This is a genomic window from Erythrobacter dokdonensis DSW-74 (assembly GCF_001677335.1).
GTDB classification, from domain to species: Bacteria; Pseudomonadota; Alphaproteobacteria; order Sphingomonadales; family Sphingomonadaceae; genus Erythrobacter; species Erythrobacter dokdonensis.
On sequence record NZ_LZYB01000004.1, the window covers coordinates 1 to 19,782 of the forward strand.

Consider the following 19,782-nt stretch of genomic DNA (forward strand, 5'->3'; position numbering starts at 1 on the left):
CGATATGTGGCCCGGTATTGCACGCAACCTTCGGCGGCGGAGGCGGCGGAGGCGGCGGCGGAGGGGGCGGAGGGGGCGGCGGCGGAGGCGGCGGCGGCGGAGGCGGCGGCGGCGCGGGCTCGCTTCCCCCGAGATTGAAGGTCAGCGTCGCAAGAACCGAATGGGACGTCCAGTCAGTCTCGTAGACGAAGTTGTCGACCGCATTGTCCATGTCGTAATCGGTGACGTTGAAGTACCGGTACTTCAGGCCCAGATCGACACCGTTGCTGATCGGGAACCGCAGTCCGGCCAGGGCCTGCCAGGCAAAACTGCCGCCATCCCCATCGAACAGCGTCACGCCGGCCTGCGGGACGACAGATGCGACTTCGTGATCGACCCAGGCGTAACCCGCGCCGCCACCGACGAAGAACTGCACGCCGTCATCCGAACCGAAGTCGAGTAGACCGTTGACCATGAGGCTGAGGGCCGAAGCGTCGCCTTCCAGATCGGTCAGAGAGCCGCCGGGCGTGTCGATCCGGTCGTTGCCAAGCGTGCGATAGGCCGCTTCGCCTTCCAGGCGGAAACCACCGAAATCGTAACCCACGACCCCGGCCGCTTCCCAGCCCATGTCGGTGTCAAGCACACCAAAGGGACCGGTGGCAGGTGCCGTCTGGATGATATCGAAATCTTCCGCGAAGACCACGCCGCCATCGATTTCGATATAGGCCTGATCGTCGCGCGCCAGAGCAGGTGCAGTACATGCGCCGGCAAGTACAGTGGCGCACAACAATCGCGTGTAAAGTCTCATCACAATCTTCCCCTTCAACCCCGTCCGAAAACCATGTTTGACGTTAGCCGGCATTCACCCGCAACAATTTGAAGGTATAGGAAATTATGACAAGACTTCATATAGACAAATGCAGCCGCACAATTGACATTTTCTGCCAATCGGCCTCCTGCCCCTGAAGGCGAACCGCGCCTGCGCGGAATGCTCGCCCTAACCCATTGCCTCGAGCACATCTTCCAGCCGCGCCGGATCGCCCAGCGCGATTACTGTCCCGTCGGACCCGGCATCGAGCGGGTTGCCCTGCCAGTCGCTCATCATGCCCCCTGCGCCCTCCACCACCGGCACCAGCGCGGCGTAGTCGTAGAGCTTCAATCCCGCCTCGATCACCACGTCGATATGGCCCGAAGCGACAAGGCCGTAATTGTAGCAATCCCCGCCGAACACGATCTTCTTTTCCGCGACCGTCTTGGCGACCGACATGAAGGCGTCGGCCTCTTCATTGGTGAACAGGTGCGGGCTGGTGGTGGCAAGCACCGCGTCGGACAGCTCCTTCAGGGGGCGGGCCGTCGCGGGCTTGCCGTTGAACACCGTCGGCTGGCCGATCGCGCCGACCCAGCGTTCGCCCGCCACCGGCTGGTCGATGATGCCGAGCACCGGCCAGCCGTCCTGCAGCAGCGCGATCAGCGTGCCGAAGATCGGTCGCCCGGCGATGAAGCTGGTGGTGCCGTCGATCGGGTCGAGCACCCATTGGCGCCCCGCGCCCTCGTTGCGGGTGCCATATTCCTCGCCGATGATCCCGTCGGCGGGGAAGGCATTCTCGATCAGCTTGCGCATCGCGGCCTCGGCGGCGCGGTCAGCCTCGGTGACGAAGCTCCGGTCGGACTTGCGTTCATGGCTCCATTCGCCCCGGAACAGCGGACGGATCGCGGCCCCGGCAGCATCGGCAAGGGCGAGGGCGAGGGCGAGGTCTTTGTCGGTCATCGAGCGTTCCAATAGTCGAAGGCTTCGGCCTGTCGAGCCTGAGTGTAGCGCCGCGCCTCCGGCCCTTCCCATTCGAGCGGCAAGTCGTCGTAGATTGCGGTGCGGCTGACAAACCAGCCCTGTCCCGGCAATCCGTCCGACTGGCGCACGACCAGCACCGCAAGCCCGGGTTCGCCGCAGGCCCGTCCGTCCTCGTCGATCCGGTCGAGCACCTTGCACAACTGCCGCATCAGGGGCCGCGTGAAGGTGTGGCCCAGCAGGCCGAGCAGTCCGCCATAGGTGAAGGTCGTGCGCTGCCGGGCGGCGCTTGCAAGAATGTCCCGAACCTCGCCGGGGTCGAACATCAATCGAACAGCGAGCTGACCGAGCTTTCGTCCGCGATCCGGCGGATCGCCTCGCCCACTAGCGGGGCGATGGTGAGCACGCGGATACGGCTCGACTGTTCGGCGGCTTCGGTGGGACGGATCGAATCCGTGATCACCAGTTCCTTGAGACTCGACCCGTCGATACGCGCCACCGCGCCGCCCGACAGCACCCCGTGGGTGATATAGGCGGCGACCGACTTGGCCCCGTTGGCCAGCAGCGCCTCGGCGGCGTTGCACAGCGTGCCGCCCGAATCCACGATGTCGTCGATCAGGATGCAGTGCCGGCCCGAAACGTCGCCGATGATGTTCATCACTTCCGATTCGCCCGGACGGTCACGCCGCTTGTCGACAATCGCGAGGGGGGCGTTGTCGAGCCGCTTGGCCAGCGCACGGGCGCGCACCACGCCGCCCACGTCGGGGGAGACAACCATCAGATCCTGGTCGCCATAGCGGGCCTGGATGTCGGCGGCCATGACCGGCGCGGCGTAAAGATTATCGGTCGGGATGTCGAAGAAACCCTGGATCTGCCCGGCGTGGAGGTCCACCGCCAGCATCCGGTCGGCCCCCGCCTCGGTGATGAGGTTGGCGACCAGCTTGGCCGAGATCGGCGTGCGTGGCCCCGGCTTGCGGTCCTGTCGGGCATAGCCGAAATAGGGCACCACCGCGGTGATTCGCTTGGCCGAGGCGCGGCGCAGCGCGTCGATGCAAATCAGCAGTTCCATAAGGTTGTCGTTGGCCGGAAAGCTGGTCGGCTGGACGACGAACACGTCTTCGCCGCGCACGTTCTCGTGTATTTCGACGAACACTTCCTCGTCCGCGAAGCGCCGCACGCTGGCATCGGTCAGCGGCATTTCGAGATAGGCCGCAATGGCCCGGGCGAGCGGCAGGTTCGAATTGCCGGACATGATCTTCATGGCGCGCGAATCCCCGGAAGGCAGGTGGTATGGCCCGCCTAGCGACACGTCACCAAATTGCAACGCGAAGCGGCGCGGTTGTCGTCAGGCGGGACATGATCAGCCGACCTGAGCAAGGCGGAAGGGCGCGACGAATGTCGGAAGAGTTTGTCGCATATGTCACATACCTGACATGAAATGAACATAGACGCGCGCCGGCGGCTCAGCCCGGGCCACCTGACCAGACAGGCGAGTTTTCATGTTCCGCATTGCCGATGGGTTGTCCATCGCCCCCTTGGCCGCCATCCTTCTGGCCGGCACCAGTGCTCCAGCGCTGGCCCAGAGCGCGCAGGATCCTGCCGCGACGTCCGAGGCCGATCAGGCCCGCACCATCGCCGACCTCCAGCGGCAGATCGACGAACTCAAGGCAATGGTCGCCGCCCTGCAGGCCGCGCAGACCGCGCAGGCTTCCGCTCCTCCGGCTGCAGTTCCGGCGCCGGTCGCTGCCACCGCGCCCGCCATGGCACAGGCCGCGCCACCCCAACCTGTGGCGGAAGCCCGCCCGAATTCCGGGGAGCCGTCCGTGCCGCAGGTTGCCGTCGCCGCACCGCCCAAGGGCAAGCAATGGTACGAAAAGCTGCGCCTGCGCGGCTACACCCAGATGCGGCTCAACGAGATCGTATCGGGCGATGCCACCGCGCCAGCAGGCGTATCGCGCCTGCGCACCATCGGTGACAGCGGCGTTCGGGCCGACAACAATTTCAGCTTCCGCCGGATCCGCCTGATCCTGCAGGGCGACGTCAACGACTACGTCTCGCTCTATTTCCAGCCCGATTTCGCCGCAGCGGTTTCGAACCAGTCGGTCGGCGAGCGGCGCGAGGGCACGGTCTCCTTGCGCGACATGTATGCCGATGTTTTCCCGACGGGCGACAAGTCCTTCCGCATCCGCCTCGGCCAGTCGAAGGTGCCGTTCGGATGGGAAAACCTGCAGTCTTCCTCCAACCGTCTCGCGCTTGACCGGACCGACGGGATCAACAGCGCGTTGCCGGGCGAGCGCGACATCGGCATCGTCGCCTATTACACGCCCGACCAGGTGCAGGAGATCTGGGATCGCCTTGCGGCCGACGGACAGAAGCTTTTCGGCAATTACGGCGCCTTCGGTGTCGGGGTGTTCAACGGCCAGGGCATCAACCGGACCGAGACCAACAACAGCACGATGCAGGTGGCGATGGCGACCTGGCCTTTCGCGCTCGACGGTATCGGGCTTGACGGGCAGGTGTTCGAACTCGGCGGCGCGATCCTGCGCAACCGCGTCAGCCCGGAAGTGCGCACCGGCGGAGTGAGCCCGGTCGCCTTCAAGGACAACCGCGTGGGGCTGCACGCCATCCTCTACCCGCAGCCCTTCGGCCTTCAGGGCGAATGGAACTGGGGCACCGGCCCCGAATTCGATCCTGTCACGGGCCGGATCGAGGAGCGACCGCTGCGCGGCGGTTATGTCCAGGCGATGATGAAGATCGACGAATCTCCGGTCGGCCGGATCTATCCCTTCGCGCGCTGGCAATATTACCGCGGCGGTTTCAAGGGCGCGGTCAACGCGCCGCGGCTGGAGACCGAGGAACTGGAAATCGGGCTCGAAGTGCTGCTGAACTCGGCACTCGAACTGACTGCCACCTATGGCTGGGCCTCGCGCAAGGAAGCGGACGAGCGCCGCTTCGGCCGGGCCGAGGGCGAATTGCTCAGGTTACAGGCCCAGTGGAACTACTGAACCGCCAGACCATCGTGCGCCTGCGGGCCTATTGCCCGGTCAACATGTAGGATACGTCACCGGCGATATTGCTGGCATAGTCGCCGACCCGTTCGAGCTGCTTGCCCATCAGGATCAGCTGGATCGCATCGCCGCTGGCAAGGCTGCCGTCGTCGATCCCCGCGCTGCAGGACTCGATCAGCCGCGCGTTCATGGCGTTCAGTCCGGCATCGTCGGCAATCACCTCCAGCGCGAGCGCGTGGGAGGCGGCATTGAAGCTCTCGATCGCCTTGGCCAGCATCGCGCTGGCATAACGCTCCATCGCGCGGACCTGCGCAAAGCGCGGGCCGAGCGCAGCCCGGTCAACGGTGTCGAGCCGCCGCGCGATGCGCTTGGCCTGGTCGCCCGTACGTTCGAGCATCTTGCCGACCCGGATCGCGGCGATGAGATAGCGCAGGTCCTCGGCCATCGGCGCGCGCGACATGATGGTCATAAGCGCCAGCTGTTCGAGTTGCCTCTCTAGCTCGTCGATCGCCTTGTCGTCGGCAACGATCTGCATCGCGGCGACCACATCGGCATTCTGCAACGCATCGAGGCCGCCAGCCAGCAGCGCGCGCGCCATGTCGGTCATGCGATTGATGATCGCACTGACCTGCGAGAGCTGCTGGTTGTACGAGGAAACCGTGTGTGGCCGGTCGATTACAGGGTGCGCCATGCGCTGAACATGACACTTTTGTTACAAAGTGCAAGTTTTGTTACACCGGCTCGAAGTCACCCGATGCGGTGTTCGCCCCTGATCCACCTGACCGTGCCGCTGGACGCGCGCATCACCACGCTCTCGGTGGTCATGTAGACTTCGCCGGTCGGCTTGCGACGCCGCTTGACCCCGTCGAGCAGCGAGCCGCTGGTCACGCCGGTTGCAGCGAAGATGCAATCGCCCTTGGCGAGATCCTCGAGCTTGTAGATGCGATCCAGATCGGTGATGCCCCACTTGCGCGCGCGGGCTTTCTCGTCATCGTTGCGGAACACCAGCCGCCCGTTGAATTGTCCGCCGACGCAGCGCAGCGCCGCCGCCGCCAGCACGCCCTCGGGCGCGCCGCCCTGCCCCATATACAGGTCGACCGTGGTATCCTCGTCAGTCACCGCGATCACTCCGGCAACGTCGCCGTCGCCGATCAGCACCACCCCGCAGCCCAGCGAACGCAGCTCGGCGATCAATTCGGCGTGACGCGGACGGTCGAGCACGCAGACATTGATCTGCGATGGATCGACGCCCTTGGCCGCAGCCACGGCCTTCACATTATCGGTCGGCGACTTGGCAAGGTCGATGATGCCTTCGGGATAGCCCGGCCCGACCGCGATCTTGTCCATATAGGTATCGGGCGCGTTGAGCAGGCAGCCTTCCTCCGCCGCCGCCAGCACGGCAAGTGCATTGGGGCCCGCCTTCGCGGTGATGGTGGTGCCTTCGAGGGGGTCGAGGGCGATGTCGATCTTCGGGCCCTTCCCCATGCCGACCTTCTCGCCGATATAGAGCATCGGCGCCTCGTCGCGCTCGCCCTCGCCGATCACCACGGTGCCGTCGATGTAGAGATTGTCGAAGGCGCGGCGCATGGCTTCCACTGCCGCCGCGTCTGCCGCCTTTTCATCTCCGCGCCCGATCAGCTTGGCCGCCGCAATCGCTGCCGCCTCGGTCACGCGCACCATCTCCAGCACCAGCACGCGCTGGATGGCGTTTTCGCTGCCGGCTTGCTTGCCTGCAAGGAGGTCGGTATCGGTTGCAGAGTTCATGCGCAATTCAGCCCCTTATCGCTCTGGTGGTGACCAGACGTTCATTCGCCCCGGCGCTTAAGCTGATGGAGACGGGTTTGTCGAGCAATGCCACACCCGTCGTGCCGGGTTTTCGCCGCCTTGTGACGTTTCCGGCCCTGTCGGCCTTTGCGCTGTTTGCCGGATCGGCTGTGGCCGCTCAGGATGACAAGGTCGCGACAGAGCCGCCCGCCGAACCTGCCCAGGAGGAGGCGCCGCGCCCGCGGATCAATGTGCTGGTCACGGTGCCGCGGGGCGAGGTCAACCAGGCGCAGGCGCAGGAATGTGTCGATCGCGCGGACGCGGGTACGATCAGCGGGGAAATCGTGGTGTGCCGCGAAATCGGCGTGGACAATTCGGCCCTGACCGGCGACCGCGCGACGTCGCAGAAACGTTACGCGCAGGAGACCGCCTTTAAGGGCGCGCCGCCGCCGCCCGACATGTTCGGCATTCCCGACAATGGCAAGGGAATCGGTATCGGCGGGGTGCCGCCCCCGGCGGTCTTCATCGACGTCGAGGCATTGCCCCAGGCGCCCGCCGGTTCCGATGCCGACCGCATCGCGCGCGGCCTGCCGCCGCTGAACCAGAACGCCGAGCTTTCCGAGGAAGAGGAAAAGGCCCGCCGCGAGGCCTTGGGCATCAAGACGACCCTGCCGCCACGGCCCGCGACGAAAAAGAAGAAGAATTAAAGCGGCAGGATGGGCAGCACTAGCGGATCGCCCGCGAGGCTGTCGGATCCTTCGAGCAGTGCGAGCGCGCGCGCGACGTTAGCCTCTGGCCCCTCGTGGGTGACCATTGCCACCATCACCTCGCCGCCCTCGGCGCTGCGGCCCTGCTGGATCAGGCTCTCGATCGAAACGCCCCCGTCGCGCATCGCCGCGGTGATTTCGGCCAGCACGCCCGGGCGGTCCTTGACCATGAAGCGGATGTAGCTGCGCTCGGTCCGCTCGCCCGGCTCGGCGGGCGGGATTGCGGCAAGGTTCGCGACCGGAATCGAGAAAGGTGCACCCACCTCGTCGCGGGCGATATCGATGAGGTCGGCAGCGACCGCGCTGGCGGTCGGCCCGTCGCCGGCACCCGCACCCTGGAACAGCAGGCGGCCCGAAAAGTTGCCCTCGGCCACAACCGCATTGGTCGGCCCGTCCACCGCACTCAAGGGATGGCCCCTGGCGACAAGGCAAGGGCGCACCCGCTGGAGCAGGCGCGCGCCCTGCGGCGTCTCCTCGACATCGGCCTCGCCGACCAGGCGGATCACGAAGCCCAGCGCATCGGCCTGGGCGATGTCGGCAGCGCGCACCCGGGTGATGCCCGCGATGCGCACACCCGCAAAATCGACCCGCGTGCCAAAGCCGATGGCGGCGAGGATGGCGAGCTTGTGCGCTGCGTCCACGCCCTCGATGTCGAAGGCGGGATCCGCCTCGGCAAAGCCGCGCGCTTGCGCCTCGGCCAGCACCGCGGCGAAATCGGCACCGGTCCGCTCCATGGTGGAGAGGATGTAATTGCAGGTGCCGTTCAGAATGCCGTAGACCTTGGTGAGCGCATTGGCGCTGGTGCCCTCGCGCAGGCCCTTGATGACAGGGATGCCGCCGGCCACCGCAGCCTCGAATTTCAGGGGCGCATTGCTTGCCTCGGCCAGCCCGGCCAGTTCCAGCCCGTGATGGGCGATCATCGCCTTGTTGGCGGTGACCAGTCCCTTGCCCGCCGCCAGCGCCGCACGCGAGCACGCCAGCGCCGGGCCGTCGGAGCCGCCGACCAGCTCCACCACAACGTCCACGTCATCGCGCCGGGCGAGCGCGGTCATGTCGTCTTCCCAAGCGAAGGGAGCGATATCGACACCGCGATCCTTGCCGCGGTCGCGCGCGCTGACCGCCACCACCTCGATCCGCCGCCCGGCCCGCGCGGCGATGATGCCGGCATTGGTCGCGAGCAGCCGGATGACGCCCACACCGACGGTGCCGAGGCCGGCGATCGCGATACGCAAGGGAGCAGAAGGAGTGGTCAAGCGCGCCTCCGGAAAGTTCTAGGGAGCATGGCGCTTAGCCCCGGTCCGCGCGGGGTCAAGCCCGCCCGTGGGTCGGCAGCGCGTTCACTCGCCCCTGGTAATGCGCCGTTCGCAGGGGCCAAGCGCCTCGCGCACGAAGGCATAGTCGCCCGCGGCCAGCCGCCGCGCTACAGGATCGCGCGCGAGGTTGGCACTGCTCGGTAACTGGGCAGGGAGCGCACAGGCGAGACGATACCAGCGCAGGGTCTCGGGCGCGGGCGGGCGGGCCGACGAATCGATGATCTCGCCCCACGACACACCCCATTGCACCGTCTGGCCGGGACGGCGCAGGATCGTGAGCGAAACCGGCGAGCCATCCGCACTGGCAAGAAAGATCTGCGTCTCCGATTCGCCCGCCAGCGTACCGGGAACCGCCAGCGCGTCACTGATTCCGGTTATGCGCGGAGCAACCTCGGCGGCGTAAAGCTCGGTCAGGATGGGGCGCAGGCGGGATTCGAGCGCGGGCGTGAAATCCAGCTGCGCACCGGGGGCGACCAGCTGCACCTCGCCCGGCCGACCGGGCACCGCATCGGCAAACAGCACCATCTCACGATTCTTGAGCTTGGGCACCTTGCCTCTCGCATCAAGCGGCACATCGACGAGATAGGCGATGCTCTCGCCCACCCCGCTGCGCCCGGCGATCAGGGCAAGCGTGCCCGCCTCGATGTAGAGCCGCGCGAATCCGGCGGAAAGGCCGGGCGCGCGTTCGGGTTTGAGCGCTGTCTGGCGGCGAATCTGCACGCGGATCACCAGGTCCGCCGCCTCTGAAAGCGTCGCCAGGTCGGCATAGGTCGGCTCTACCGCAGCCGCCGCGGCAGGGTTTGCGGGGGCTTGTGCCAAAAGCGGAAAAGGCACCGCAACAGCCCCCGACACGGCCAGTGCAAACGCCGTCAGGTATTTGAAAAAAAGTCTTAATTCGGAATTAACCTGTTGCTTCATCATGCCCTTCACCTGACCAGATATTGCCCACCTTCTAGCAGCCCCGAAAGGACATTGCGCGCAGTGAATCGGCGCTGAACCGATAAAGCGTTTGATTGGGTTGGGCTTGCCCGTTAAAGCCGCGAAGGCCGACCGTGCGGGCTTGGGGACACTCTTCGCGCGTTGGGCTTTTTTGCGTTCTGTGTCGAATCGGGTGTAGTCCCGTGCCGTGCAGAGTGTGCCAGTCGGGGATCGGACTTTTGCGAAAGGCGCAGCGATGCGCCGGCCGTCCTGCTCTCTGGCGTGGGAGGATTGAAATGAGTGGGTTCTGCCTGTCGATCCGATGGTCGGCAGGTGGGAAGTATGCCGGGCACCTTGTCCGGCCCGAAATTGGAGAGAAAGCGCTGGATGTCCTACGCTGACCAACAACAAGGATTGACCGGCACCAAGCTCGCCGCACTGATTATCGCTCTCGCGATCGTCGGTGGCATCGGGGCGGTCATGGTCATCGGCCTTGCTATCAATGCCGTTAAGCAGGTCGTCGAACGGGTGACCACCGTCGATATCGAAGAGCCGCCGCCGCCGGAAGAACCGGACGAGCCGCCGCCGGAGCAGCCGCAGGAAGTGGCCCCGCCGCCGCCGGTCGCGCCGCCGCCGCCGATCAACATCGCGCCGGCCCCGCCCCCGATCCAGACGCAGCCGACCATTCCGCCGCCGTCGCCGCCGGCCCTTCGGATTCCGCCGCCTGCGCCGGTCGCGCCGCCTGCACCGCCGCCGGCGCCGTCCAAGGCCCGCGGCGCGCGCACCAAGAACGAGCGCAGCTGGGCCTCGCGGATCCAGGAAAACTATCCGGCCCGCGCCCTGCGCGAGGAAATCGAGGGGACTGTCGGCGTGCGCGTCACCGTTACCCCCGATGGACGTGCAACCGGCTGTTCGGTCACCGCCTCGAGCGGTTCCGACATCCTCGATGCGGCCGCGTGCGCCGGCATGGAGCGTTATGCCCGCTTCGAACCGGCTCTTGATGACGCCGGCAACCCGACCACGGGCAGCTATGCGACGCGGATTACCTATCGTTTGAATTGACGGCTCAATCCGGTCCCGGCCTCACCACAAGGCCGCGGCCACAGGGAAATTTCTTTCAAGAGGACTACTCGCAATGAACCTTATGATTCTCGCCGCGGCCGCCGAAGCCCCGGAAAACAAGTTCGGTTTCGTCGAAGCCATGAAGGAAGGCGGCCCGGTCGCCTGGTCGATCCTTGCCGTGATGATCATCATGTCGGTCGGTTCGTTCTACATCCTGTTCACCAAGTTGTTCGAGCAGAACAAGATCATGAACCAGTACAAGACCGTGCAGACCCAGTTCTGGCGCGCCGGCAGCCTCAAGGAAGGCGCAGCCAAGCTCGACAAGGACAGCGCCTGGCGCCAGCTCGCGGACGACGCGATCAAGGCTCAGGAAGAGCATGGCAAGATGACCGACAGCCTCGAATCGCATGACTACATGCACGGTTCGCTGCGTCGCTCGGAAGATTCGATCAACGCGGTGCTGGCCGGCGGTCTGCCGTTCCTCGCCTCGGTTGGTGCGACCGCGCCGTTCATCGGTCTGCTCGGCACCGTGATCGGGATCTACCGCGCGCTGATCAACATCGGCATCGCCGGTTCGGCCTCGATCGATAAGGTCGCCGGCCCGGTCGGTGAAGCGCTGATCATGACCGCGATCGGTCTGCTTGTGGCGGTGCCCGCGGTGCTTGCGTTCAACTGGCTGCAGTCGCGCAACCGTCGCATCGCCGAGAAGCTCGACAGCTTCGCCACCGACATCCTCGCCTACATCAACTCGAACGGCACGGTGAAGCCGTCGGTCCAGGCGGCCCCGGCTGCCAAGCCCGCCGCCAAGCCGGCCACGGCCACCAAGGCCTGATCGCCATTGCCGGACGCGCCGGGGGCGGGCCAGATTGGCTTGCTTCCGGCGCTCCCCGGAACCGGCGTTGCCAGGACAGACGACCACGGCAGACAAGGGTTCCGGGACGCCTTCGGGCACAACTCAAGTCAATGTTTTGACAAGGTAGGAATTCACAATGGCGATTTCGATGGGAGGCGGGGGCGAGACCCCGATGTCCGACATCAACACCACGCCGCTGGTGGACGTGATGCTGGTGCTCCTGATCATCTTCCTCATCGCGGTTCCGGTGGCGATCCAGACGATCGAAAAACTGGAAATCCCGGTGTTCGAGTCGGTCGAATCCAAGGACAAGGTGGAAAACCTGCTGCTGACCGTCAGCACCACCGACGCCGCCGGACGCAGTGCGGGGGAACCGGGCTTCGAAGGCGCCTCGCGCCAGGGGGAGTGCCGCGTGTACTTCAACAACATCACGCCGGTTACCTCGGAAGAGCTGTATGATAAGGCCTTCACCCGGCTCGACAACATCGTGACCCGCGCCGGTGGTCCGGAAGCGATCATGCAGAACCCCGACCAGATCCCGCAGGTGCACATCCGCGGGGACGTGAACGCGCCGTGGCGCTGCGTCGCAGGGGCAATCTACAACGTGCAGGCCGCGGGCTATCCGACCGTCGGGTTCATCTCGAACCCGGTCGATCCGAACGGCTGATCCGGCATCACGCGATTTAAGGAGTAACTGACATGGGTATGTCCGGAGGAAAGCTCGACGGCGAACCGATGATCGACATGAACATGACGCCGCTGATCGACGTGCTGCTGGTGCTGCTGATCATGTTCATCATTACCATCCCGGTGGCCACGCACTCGGTCGATATCGACCTGCCGCAGGGCGACAACCCGCCGCAGGAAGACATGGTCGATCCGGTCAAGAACAAGCTGATCCTGACCGCACAGGACCAGATCCTGTGGAACGGCACGCCGGTGACCGAAGGCCAGCTGATCACGCTGCTGGCTGAAACGACCCGGATGGCGGTCGAGCCCGAACTGCAGTTCGAGCCCGAGGCACTCGCCAGCTACGAGATCTCGGCCCGCGTGCTGCAGGACATCAAGGCATCGGGCGTGACGAAGTTCGGCTTCGTCGGCAACGAAAAGTACCGCACCTTCGGCAAGTAAGGTGCCAGGCGCCCCCGGGTGCCTTAAGAGTAGCCTCAGGGGCGCTATGAGTGTTCATAGCGCCCCTTTTGCTTGCCCTTGACCCCCCTTTGACCCCCCTTTGCCTCCTCTTAGCGGCGCTGTTTCACGTGGAACATCCGTTCAGCGGTGCGGCGCTCTAATCCCCTTCGCGCGGTTCATCGGGACGCATTGCGGCGGCGATCAGGCCTTCGGCCTCGATCAGCAGTTCATCGTCCACCGCCCCCTGCGGCACGGCCTCGCGCCCGATCATGGTCATCACCGGCACGGCCAGCGGAGAGACCCGTTCCAGTTCGACATGCACCAATTCGCGCTGGGATCGTTCAAGCAGATCGGCAAGCCGCCCCACATCGGTCATCCGCGCCCGCGCGTCGGCCCACGCCGCCTCGATAAGCACATGATCAGGCTCGTATTTCCTGAGCACGTCGTAGATGAGGTCGGTCGAGAAGGTCACCTGCTTGCCGCTCTTGCGCTGGCCGGGATGCTGGCGCTCCACGAGGCCGGAAATCACCGCCACCTCGCGAAAGGCGCGGCGCAGCAGGTGGCTCTCGGTTACCCACTCGGTGAATTCGTGGGTGAGAATATCGGGCGATAACAAGGGGGCAGGGTCGGTAACGGGCTTCAATCCCCACACCGCGAGGCAATAATCATTGGCCACGAACCCGCCCGGCAGCAATCCGCGATCCTCCATCCGCCGGGTAATCAGCATCCCGAGGCTCTGGTTCGCATTCCAGCCCTCGAAGGTGTAATAGGCGGTGTAGTGCTTGCCCCCATGCGGGAAGCTTTCGACCAGAAGTTCGCCCGGCGCGGGCAGGCGTGAGCGGTAATCCTGCATCTCCAGCCATTCGCGCACATCATCAGGAAACCGCGCCCAACCCGCACGGTCGGCAAGCAGGCCTTGCACCCGCCGCGACAGATGTGTGGTGAGAGGCATCCTGAGGCCCCCATAGGACGGGATGGTGGCACTCGTCTTCGCCGCGCGCACCACCACGTCCATGTCCTTCACGCCCTCCACCTCAAGGCTCATGCCCGCGAAGAAGAAGGTATCGCCGGGGGAGAGCTGCGCAGCGAAACGTTCCTCTACCTTGCCCAGGCTGCGGCCGTTCTTGAACCTGACAGTCAGCATCTCGCTATCGACGATGATCCCGGCATTCATGCGGTGACGCTGTGCCTGATTGGGATGCGCGAGCCGCCAGACGCCTGATTTGTCGCGAATAATCCGCTGAAAGCGGTCATAGGCCTTCAGCGCGTAGCCCCCGTTGGAGACGAACCCCAACACACGCTGGAAGGTCGCGTAGTCCACCCAGCTATAGGCCAGCGCGCTGCGCACCTCGGCGAGCAGTGCATCCTCGTGAAACGGCCCCGCACAGGCGCAGGCCATGATGTGCTGGGCAAGCACGTCTAGGCTTCCGGGGCGGAACGCCTCGCCGTCGCGCTGGCCCTCGTCCACTGCCTGCTTGGCGGCAATAGCTTCCAGAAATTCGAAACGGTTGCCCGGCACCAGCACAGCGCGGCTCGGCGTATCGAGCCGGTGCCCTGCGCGCCCGATCCGCTGCAACAGGCGCGATGAGCCCTTGGGGGCGCCCATCTGCACGACGAGGTCAATGTCCCCCCAGTCAATACCGAGATCGAGGCTGGCCGTGCAGACCAGCGCCCTCAATTCGCCCCGCGCCATCGCCTCCTCCACCTTGCGCCGTGCCTCTGTCGAGAGGCTGCCGTGGTGGATGCCGATGGGGAGGTGATCCTCGTTCTCTCCCCACAGGCACTGGAAGATGAACTCGGCCAGAAAGCGCGTGTTGGTGAAGACGAGCGTGGTTCGGTTGGCCCTGATTGCCTGCATCAGCTGCGGGATCGCCCAGCGCCCCGCGTGGCCGCCCCACGGCACGCGCTCTTCCTGCGGCAGGAGGATCTCGACTTCGGGCTCGGCGCCCTCCTCGCCCAGCACCAGCTCGGCCGCCGCGATTTCGCCCGCTTCGCCCGTCTGCGGCGCGAGCCATTCCTGAAAGTCGCGCGGGTTCGCCAGCGTCGCCGAGAGTGCCACCCGCTGCGCCTGCGGGGCGAGGGCGTGCAGCCGCGCGAGGCTCAGGGCCAGCAGATCGCCGCGCTTGTCGGTGGCGAAGGCGTGGACCTCGTCGATCACAATGCGCTTCAGCCCCGCGAACAGTTCCGCGCTTTCGGGGTAGGACAGCAACAGCGAGAGGCTTTCCGGCGTGGTCAGCAGCACGTGCGGCGGGCGTTCGCGCTGGCGTTTCTTGCGGTCGGACGGGGTATCGCCGCTACGGGTTTCAACCTTGATGGGCAGGCCGATTTCCTCGATCGGCGTCAGCAGGTTGCGTTTCACATCCTGCGCCAGCGCCTTGAGCGGCGAGACGTAGAGCGTATGCAGGCCGTCCGGCGGCGGCGTCTCGGTCGCAAAGTCGCACAAGGTCGGCAGGAAGCCCGCGAGCGTCTTGCCAGCGCCGGTATCGGCGACGAGCAGCGCATGGCGACCTTCGCGCGCTTTGGCCAGCATCCTGTGCTGATGACGCCTTACCCGCCACCCGCGCCGGGCGAACCAGTCAGCGATTTCGGGCGGGAGAGCGGGGTCGTTCACAACCGCACAGGTGGCGCCTTGAGCCCCCGCCCGCAAGCGCTCGCGTGCTATTCTGGGGATTCGCCCGCGAGCCGCGCTTCGATATCAGCGATGCCGAGGCCGGTCAGTTCGGCAACGCGGGCCTTTTCGCTGTCCGCGAGTTCGGCGAAAGCGCGCTTGGCGGGAAGATCGGCGCTAGCCTCGGCCATCTTCTGCTCCATGGTCGCAAGCGAGCCCATGATCTGCGGCATGGCTTCCATCGAGGCGCTGAGGATGCGCGGGTCGCTCGCCATGGTGAAGCTCTTGCGGGCATAGGTGGCGCCGACCTCGGTCTGGAAGAAGGCTTCGATGCCGTCGAGTTCGGTCTGATTGAAGTTGATCGCATAAAGCTCGGACATGGCCTTGCGCATACCGGGCTCCATCAGGTTCATCATCTCTGCCATCAGGGTCGGCATCAACGCCATCTCGCGCTTCTGGCGTTCGGCCCAGGCCGGATCGAACAGCCGCGCAAGTTCGTCCGATTGCTCGGGGCTGAGATCGAGTTCGTAGGTCGAAAGGCCGGTGGCCGCAGTCACGGTGCCGATCGAGCTCGGGCCTGCCGCGTCCATGATCGGTCCCATCATCCTGTCGAACATTCCGCCCATCATCTCGGCCAGCGTGCCTTCGGGGATGAGTGCGGCAATGATCCGGCGGGCCTGGGGCAACCGGGCTTCCTGCTCGGCGGTAAGCGTCTCGGCCGGGAACATCCCGCTGAGCATCGCCATGGCCTGTTGCATTTCATCGGCCTCGTCACGCTCGGCTTCGGGCGCAGCGTCCTGCGCGGCGAGCGGCGGCGGGACCAGCGCGAGCGCGGCGATCCCGGCAGTGGCAGCGAAAATCCGGCGACGAATCATGATGATGCTCTCCCCTGAGTTCGGGCGGACCTAATGCCCGACGCTCTCCCCGCGCTCCAGACCCGATGCGGCGAGTTGCGCATCAATCTGCGCGAGCAGGCGGGCGAGCCCTTCCTCGCTGTCGCTTTCGGCGCGGGCGACCAGCACGTCCTGCGTGTTCGAGGCGCGCAGGAGCCACCAGCCGTCGGCGGTGTTGACCCTTACGCCGTCGGTGGTGTTGAGGCTCTCGACCTCGGGCCCGGGATTGCCGGTAAGCCGTCCGGCGATTTCCTCCATCGCGGCAAACTTGCGCGCCTCGTCGACCTGAAAGCGCAGTTCCGGCGTGTTGAGCATCGGCGGGATCGCACCGCGGAGCTCGGTGACGGACTTGCCCAGTCGCGCCGCCGCCGCCAGCAGCCGCACTCCGGCATACAGCGCATCGTCGAAGCCGTAATATTCGTCGGCGAAGAAGACGTGCCCGCTCATCTCGCCCGCCAGCGGCGCACCGGTTTCCTTCATTTTGGACTTGATCAGCGAATGGCCGGTCTTCCACATCAGCGGCTCGCCACCCAGTTCGGCCACGCGGTCGAAGAGCGCGCGGCTGGCCTTCACATCGGCAATAATCGTTGATCCGGGGCGGGTTTTCAGCAGGTCCTCGGCATAGATCATCAGAAGCTGATCGCCCCAGATCACCCTACCGGTGCCATCGATCGCCCCGATCCGGTCGCCATCCCCGTCGAAAGCCACTCCGAAATCGAGGTTCTTGTCAGCGACGAGCGCCCGCAAGTCGGCCAGATTGGCCTCGACAGTCGGATCAGGATGGTGGTTGGGAAAATGTCCGTCAACTTCGGTAAACAGCAGATGGTGTTCCCCGGGCAGGCGGGCAGCAAGCGCCTCGAGCGCGGGGCCGGCGGCGCCGTTCCCGGCATCCCAGCCGACGCGCAGGGTTTCGAGCCTGGCCGTATCGATCCCGGCCAGTCCCTCGAGCAGGCGCTCGACATACTCGCCCAGGATGTCGCGCGTGGTGACTTCGCCCTGCCCGCTGGCAAAGGCCCCGTCTGCTGCCAGTTTCCCGAGCTTCTGGATATCGGCGCCGAAGAACGGCCGGCCAAGAAATACCATCTTGAAGCCATTGTAATTGGGGGGATTGTGGCTGCCAGTTATCTGAATGCCGCCATCCACCTCTTTGCTTGAGGCTTCGGCGTAATAGAGCATCGGGGTCGCCCCCAAGCCGATCCGCACGACGTCGCACCCGCTGGCGGTAAGCCCTTCGACCAGCGCGTGTTCCAGCATGGGCGAACTCACCCGCCCGTCATACCCCACCGCCACGGTCTTGCCACCCGCCTCGCACAGCAGCGTCCCGAACGCGCGACCGATCGCTCGCGCATCATCCGGACCGAGCGTTTCGCCGATGATCCCGCGAATATCGTACTCGCGCAGCACCGTGGGGTGGAAATGGTGTGACATGAAAGACTTGTCCCTTGTTTGATATGCACTCGCGGCCTGCGACTGGACGGCAAATGTGTCAATCCCGCGATGCCGCCTAGGCGCGGCTCAATCGCTCTCCCCGCCGACCGGCGCGGGCAGTTCGGCCAGTAGCAGGTCGCGCGCGGCATTGGCTTCCTGCATGGCCTCCTTGCTGCCGCCGCGATCGGGATGGACAAGCCCCACCAGCCGGCGATGGGCAGCGATCACCTCCTCGCGGGATGCCTCGGGTGCGACGCCGAGCAGGCTGCGGGCCCGGCGCAGCGCTGCAACCCGCGGACTGGTTGCCCTCAGATAGTCCCATGGCCACTTGCCCAAGATCCAGCGACATAACAGGCTCGCCGCCGCGATGAGAACGAGGTAGCGCAACACGCCTTCAGGCCAGTTCCAGCTCGCTTTGCGCGCGCACGAAATCGGGCAGACTCAGTGCCATCACGAGGCTGCGCAATTCCTGCCGCGCAACCAGATGGCTCGTGCCGAGTTCGCCCAGATGCCCCTTGTCGAGCAGGGTCAGGCCGGACGGAAACAGCTCGCGGTAGATAACACGCTCGGACAGGCCCTGCGTCACCCTGAAGCCGACCCGCTTGGCCATTTCGGTCAGCGCCCGCTGGAGGCGCGCCTGGTTGCGTGCCTCGACATGGCCGGTGCGGTTCCTGACCACGACCCAGTCCATCTCGGGGCGCTGCTGTTCAATCGTCATGCGGCTGCGCTTCAGCCGCGCTTCCCAGATCAGCTCGGCGAAGAAGGAGAGCTTCTTCACCTTGAAAGTCTCGGCATCGACCTGCCCGATCAGGTCGAAATCCACGAAGCTGTCGTTCATCGGGGTGACCAGCGTATCGGCGTTCTCCACCGCAGTCCGGGCGAAGGGGTCGTCGCGCCCCGGATTGTCGATGATCAGGAAATCGCAGGTCGCCTCCAGTCGGCTGATAGCTGCCAGCAACTCTTCCGGCGTCTCCCCGCGAAAAACCTCGCAATCGGGGGTCGGCAAAGTCAGCTGGCGCTTTTCAAGGGTGGCGAGCCGGTTCTCGATATAGCGGTGCATGGTGCGCTGGCGCGGATCGAGATCGAGCGAGGCCACGCGCGCGCCGAGATAGGCAAGCGCCACCGCGACATGGACCGCAGTGGTCGATTTGCCGGTACCGCCCTTTTCGTTGGCGAAGACGATGCGATGGGCCTTGCCGGGGATCCGCCGCGAAGGGGCAGTGCTGGCCATGATCTTGCGAAACCTCTTGTTCGTGCCGCCGCTTGGCGGGGCCGCTTTGAAAAGCGCGCCCGCGCGGCTAGGGAGGCCTCCGGTTCTATCGGCTGGGGAAGGCCCGTGCAAATTGCAACGACCCGCGATGTGTTGAGAAATGCGGTTGCAGGGCTACGCCGGCAGGGGGCAGGGCGGATCGCGCTGGTGCCGACCATGGGCGCGCTCCACGAGGGCCACCTCACGCTGGTACGCCGCGCGCGGGCGGAAGCCGATCACGTGGTCGCCTCGATCTTCGTCAACCCGAGGCAGTTTGGCCCGAAGGAGGATCTCGCCGCCTATCCGCGCCAGCTTGCCGAGGATGCGGCGATGCTCGAGGCCGAGGGCGTCGCGCTGCTCTGGGCGCCAACGGTGGAGGAAATGTATCCGGCAGGCTTTGTCACCAACGTCAGCGTGGCAGGCGTCAGCGAGGGCCTGTGCGGCGCCGCCCGGCCCGGCCATTTCGACGGGGTGGCAACAGTCGTCTGCAAGCTGTTCAATCAGGTGCAGCCCGACATGGCCTTCTTTGGCGAGAAGGACTTTCAGCAGCTCGCCGTGATCAGGGCGATGGCGCGGGATCTCGACCTGACCTTGCCGCACGCGGATGCAATTATCGGCGTGCCGACCGTGCGCGAGGCAGACGGGCTCGCGATGTCGAGCCGCAACCGATACCTCTCGCCAGAACAGCGCGCGGCGGCGGCCGCTCTGCCGCGCGCCATGAGGAAAGCGATCGCTGCCATCGTAGGCGGCGCGAATGCGACCGCGGCGCTCGCCGAGCTGGAGGCCGAAATGACCTCCGCCGGCTTCACCAGCGTCGATTATGCGGTATTGGCCGATGCGGCGAGCCTCGCCCCTCTGACGGCGCTGGACGGGGCCCCCGCCCGCCTGCTGGTCGCCGCGCGGATCGGCGGCACCCGCCTGATCGACAATATGGCGGTGATGCCGGCGCTCAAGTAGTGAAGCGATAGCGCGCAGAGAACCGTTGACCTGCCGAGGCAATCGGTGGCATTGGCGCGTCGTTGG

General features: G+C 65.7%; 20 protein-coding genes. 7 read left to right on the top strand and 13 right to left on the bottom strand.

What is annotated here, in order from left to right:
• The 4 genes from I603_RS08730 to I603_RS08745 form a co-directional block, all read right to left on the bottom strand.
• On the bottom strand, window positions 1-787 hold a 787-nt coding region (locus I603_RS08730; protein WP_198157236.1), incomplete at its 3' end, for an outer membrane protein.
• 189 nt (window positions 788-976) lie between these two features.
• Entirely contained in the window at window positions 977-1,747 is a 771-nt protein-coding gene (gene hisN, locus I603_RS08735) for a histidinol-phosphatase (RefSeq protein ID WP_068864185.1), read from the bottom strand.
• Window positions 1,744-2,091 (bottom strand): ribose-phosphate pyrophosphokinase, encoded by a 348-nt coding sequence (locus I603_RS08740; protein WP_068864189.1) that lies wholly within the window; start codon window positions 2,089-2,091, stop codon window positions 1,744-1,746. Before I603_RS08740 ends, hisN begins: the two co-directional genes overlap by 4 nt.
• Complete coding sequence (locus tag I603_RS08745; protein ID WP_068864190.1) at window positions 2,091-3,026, bottom strand: ribose-phosphate pyrophosphokinase; 936 nt, start codon at window positions 3,024-3,026, stop codon at window positions 2,091-2,093. Before I603_RS08745 ends, I603_RS08740 begins: the two co-directional genes overlap by 1 nt.
• Window positions 3,027-3,264: 238 nt before the next feature.
• Between I603_RS08745 and I603_RS08750 the strand changes: the two genes are divergently transcribed.
• Window positions 3,265-4,770 (top strand): porin, encoded by a 1,506-nt coding sequence (locus tag I603_RS08750; RefSeq protein WP_068864192.1) that lies wholly within the window; start codon window positions 3,265-3,267, stop codon window positions 4,768-4,770.
• Between the two features lie 28 nt (window positions 4,771-4,798).
• Here the strand turns inward: I603_RS08750 and phoU are convergent, their stop codons facing one another.
• Together phoU and glpX are read right to left on the bottom strand one after the other, a co-directional pair.
• Window positions 4,799-5,464, bottom strand: a complete 666-nt coding sequence (gene phoU / locus I603_RS08755) for a phosphate signaling complex protein PhoU (protein ID WP_068864194.1) — start codon at window positions 5,462-5,464, stop codon at window positions 4,799-4,801.
• Window positions 5,465-5,520: 56 nt separating this feature from the next.
• Complete coding sequence (gene glpX, locus I603_RS08760; RefSeq protein WP_068864196.1) at window positions 5,521-6,537, bottom strand: class II fructose-bisphosphatase; 1,017 nt, start codon at window positions 6,535-6,537, stop codon at window positions 5,521-5,523.
• Between the two features lie 29 nt (window positions 6,538-6,566).
• Here glpX and I603_RS08765 point away from each other — a divergent pair, with 29 nt between their 5' ends.
• Window positions 6,567-7,244 carry a hypothetical protein gene (locus I603_RS08765; RefSeq protein WP_143736698.1) on the top strand — a complete coding sequence of 226 codons (678 nt, stop codon included), beginning with the start codon at window positions 6,567-6,569 and terminating at the stop codon, window positions 7,242-7,244.
• Here I603_RS08765 and I603_RS08770 read toward each other — a convergent pair.
• Window positions 7,241-8,536 carry a homoserine dehydrogenase gene (locus I603_RS08770; RefSeq protein ID WP_232305318.1) on the bottom strand — a complete coding sequence of 432 codons (1,296 nt, stop codon included), beginning with the start codon at window positions 8,534-8,536 and terminating at the stop codon, window positions 7,241-7,243. The two genes, I603_RS08765 and I603_RS08770, sit on opposite strands and share 4 nt — an antisense overlap.
• Before the next feature lie 105 nt (window positions 8,537-8,641).
• Complete coding sequence (locus tag I603_RS08775) at window positions 8,642-9,436, bottom strand: hypothetical protein (RefSeq protein ID WP_232305319.1); 795 nt, start codon at window positions 9,434-9,436, stop codon at window positions 8,642-8,644.
• 486 nt (window positions 9,437-9,922) lie between these two features.
• On the opposite strand from I603_RS08775, the gene I603_RS08780 reads away from it, so the two are divergent.
• From I603_RS08780 to I603_RS08795, 4 genes are all read left to right on the top strand, one after another.
• Window positions 9,923-10,597 carry an energy transducer TonB gene (locus tag I603_RS08780; protein WP_068864202.1) on the top strand — a complete coding sequence of 225 codons (675 nt, stop codon included), beginning with the start codon at window positions 9,923-9,925 and terminating at the stop codon, window positions 10,595-10,597.
• Window positions 10,598-10,670: 73 nt separating this feature from the next.
• Window positions 10,671-11,429: a MotA/TolQ/ExbB proton channel family protein gene (locus I603_RS08785; RefSeq protein WP_068864205.1), complete on the top strand. Its 759-nt coding sequence runs from the start codon at window positions 10,671-10,673 to the stop codon at window positions 11,427-11,429.
• A gap of 157 nt (window positions 11,430-11,586) precedes the next feature.
• Complete coding sequence (locus I603_RS08790) at window positions 11,587-12,117, top strand: ExbD/TolR family protein (RefSeq protein WP_198157237.1); 531 nt, start codon at window positions 11,587-11,589, stop codon at window positions 12,115-12,117.
• A 32-nt stretch (window positions 12,118-12,149) separates the two neighbouring features.
• Window positions 12,150-12,581, top strand: a complete 432-nt coding sequence (locus I603_RS08795) for an ExbD/TolR family protein (protein ID WP_068864207.1) — start codon at window positions 12,150-12,152, stop codon at window positions 12,579-12,581.
• A gap of 157 nt (window positions 12,582-12,738) precedes the next feature.
• Here the strand turns inward: I603_RS08795 and I603_RS08800 are convergent, their stop codons facing one another.
• From I603_RS08800 to I603_RS08820, 5 genes are all read right to left on the bottom strand, one after another.
• Complete coding sequence (locus I603_RS08800) at window positions 12,739-15,192, bottom strand: ligase-associated DNA damage response DEXH box helicase (protein ID WP_068864209.1); 2,454 nt, start codon at window positions 15,190-15,192, stop codon at window positions 12,739-12,741.
• 47 nt (window positions 15,193-15,239) lie between these two features.
• The gene (locus I603_RS08805) at window positions 15,240-16,064 is read right to left on the bottom strand and encodes a DUF2059 domain-containing protein (RefSeq protein WP_068864212.1); all 825 of its coding nucleotides are present in this window, start codon (window positions 16,062-16,064) and stop codon (window positions 15,240-15,242) included.
• 30 nt (window positions 16,065-16,094) lie between these two features.
• A complete protein-coding gene (pgmG, locus tag I603_RS08810) occupies window positions 16,095-17,510 on the bottom strand; it encodes a phosphoglucomutase/phosphomannomutase PgmG (protein ID WP_068864214.1) in 1,416 nt (471 codons plus the stop codon).
• A gap of 87 nt (window positions 17,511-17,597) precedes the next feature.
• The gene (locus I603_RS08815) at window positions 17,598-17,900 is read right to left on the bottom strand and encodes a J domain-containing protein (RefSeq protein WP_068864215.1); all 303 of its coding nucleotides are present in this window, start codon (window positions 17,898-17,900) and stop codon (window positions 17,598-17,600) included.
• A 4-nt stretch (window positions 17,901-17,904) separates the two neighbouring features.
• On the bottom strand, window positions 17,905-18,741 hold the full coding sequence (locus tag I603_RS08820; protein ID WP_068864217.1) for a division plane positioning ATPase MipZ: 837 nt from the start codon (window positions 18,739-18,741) through the stop codon (window positions 17,905-17,907).
• 105 nt (window positions 18,742-18,846) lie between these two features.
• Here I603_RS08820 and panC point away from each other — a divergent pair, with 105 nt between their 5' ends.
• Complete coding sequence (gene panC, locus I603_RS08825; RefSeq protein ID WP_068864218.1) at window positions 18,847-19,716, top strand: pantoate--beta-alanine ligase; 870 nt, start codon at window positions 18,847-18,849, stop codon at window positions 19,714-19,716.
• Window positions 19,717-19,782: the final 66 nt, after the last annotated feature.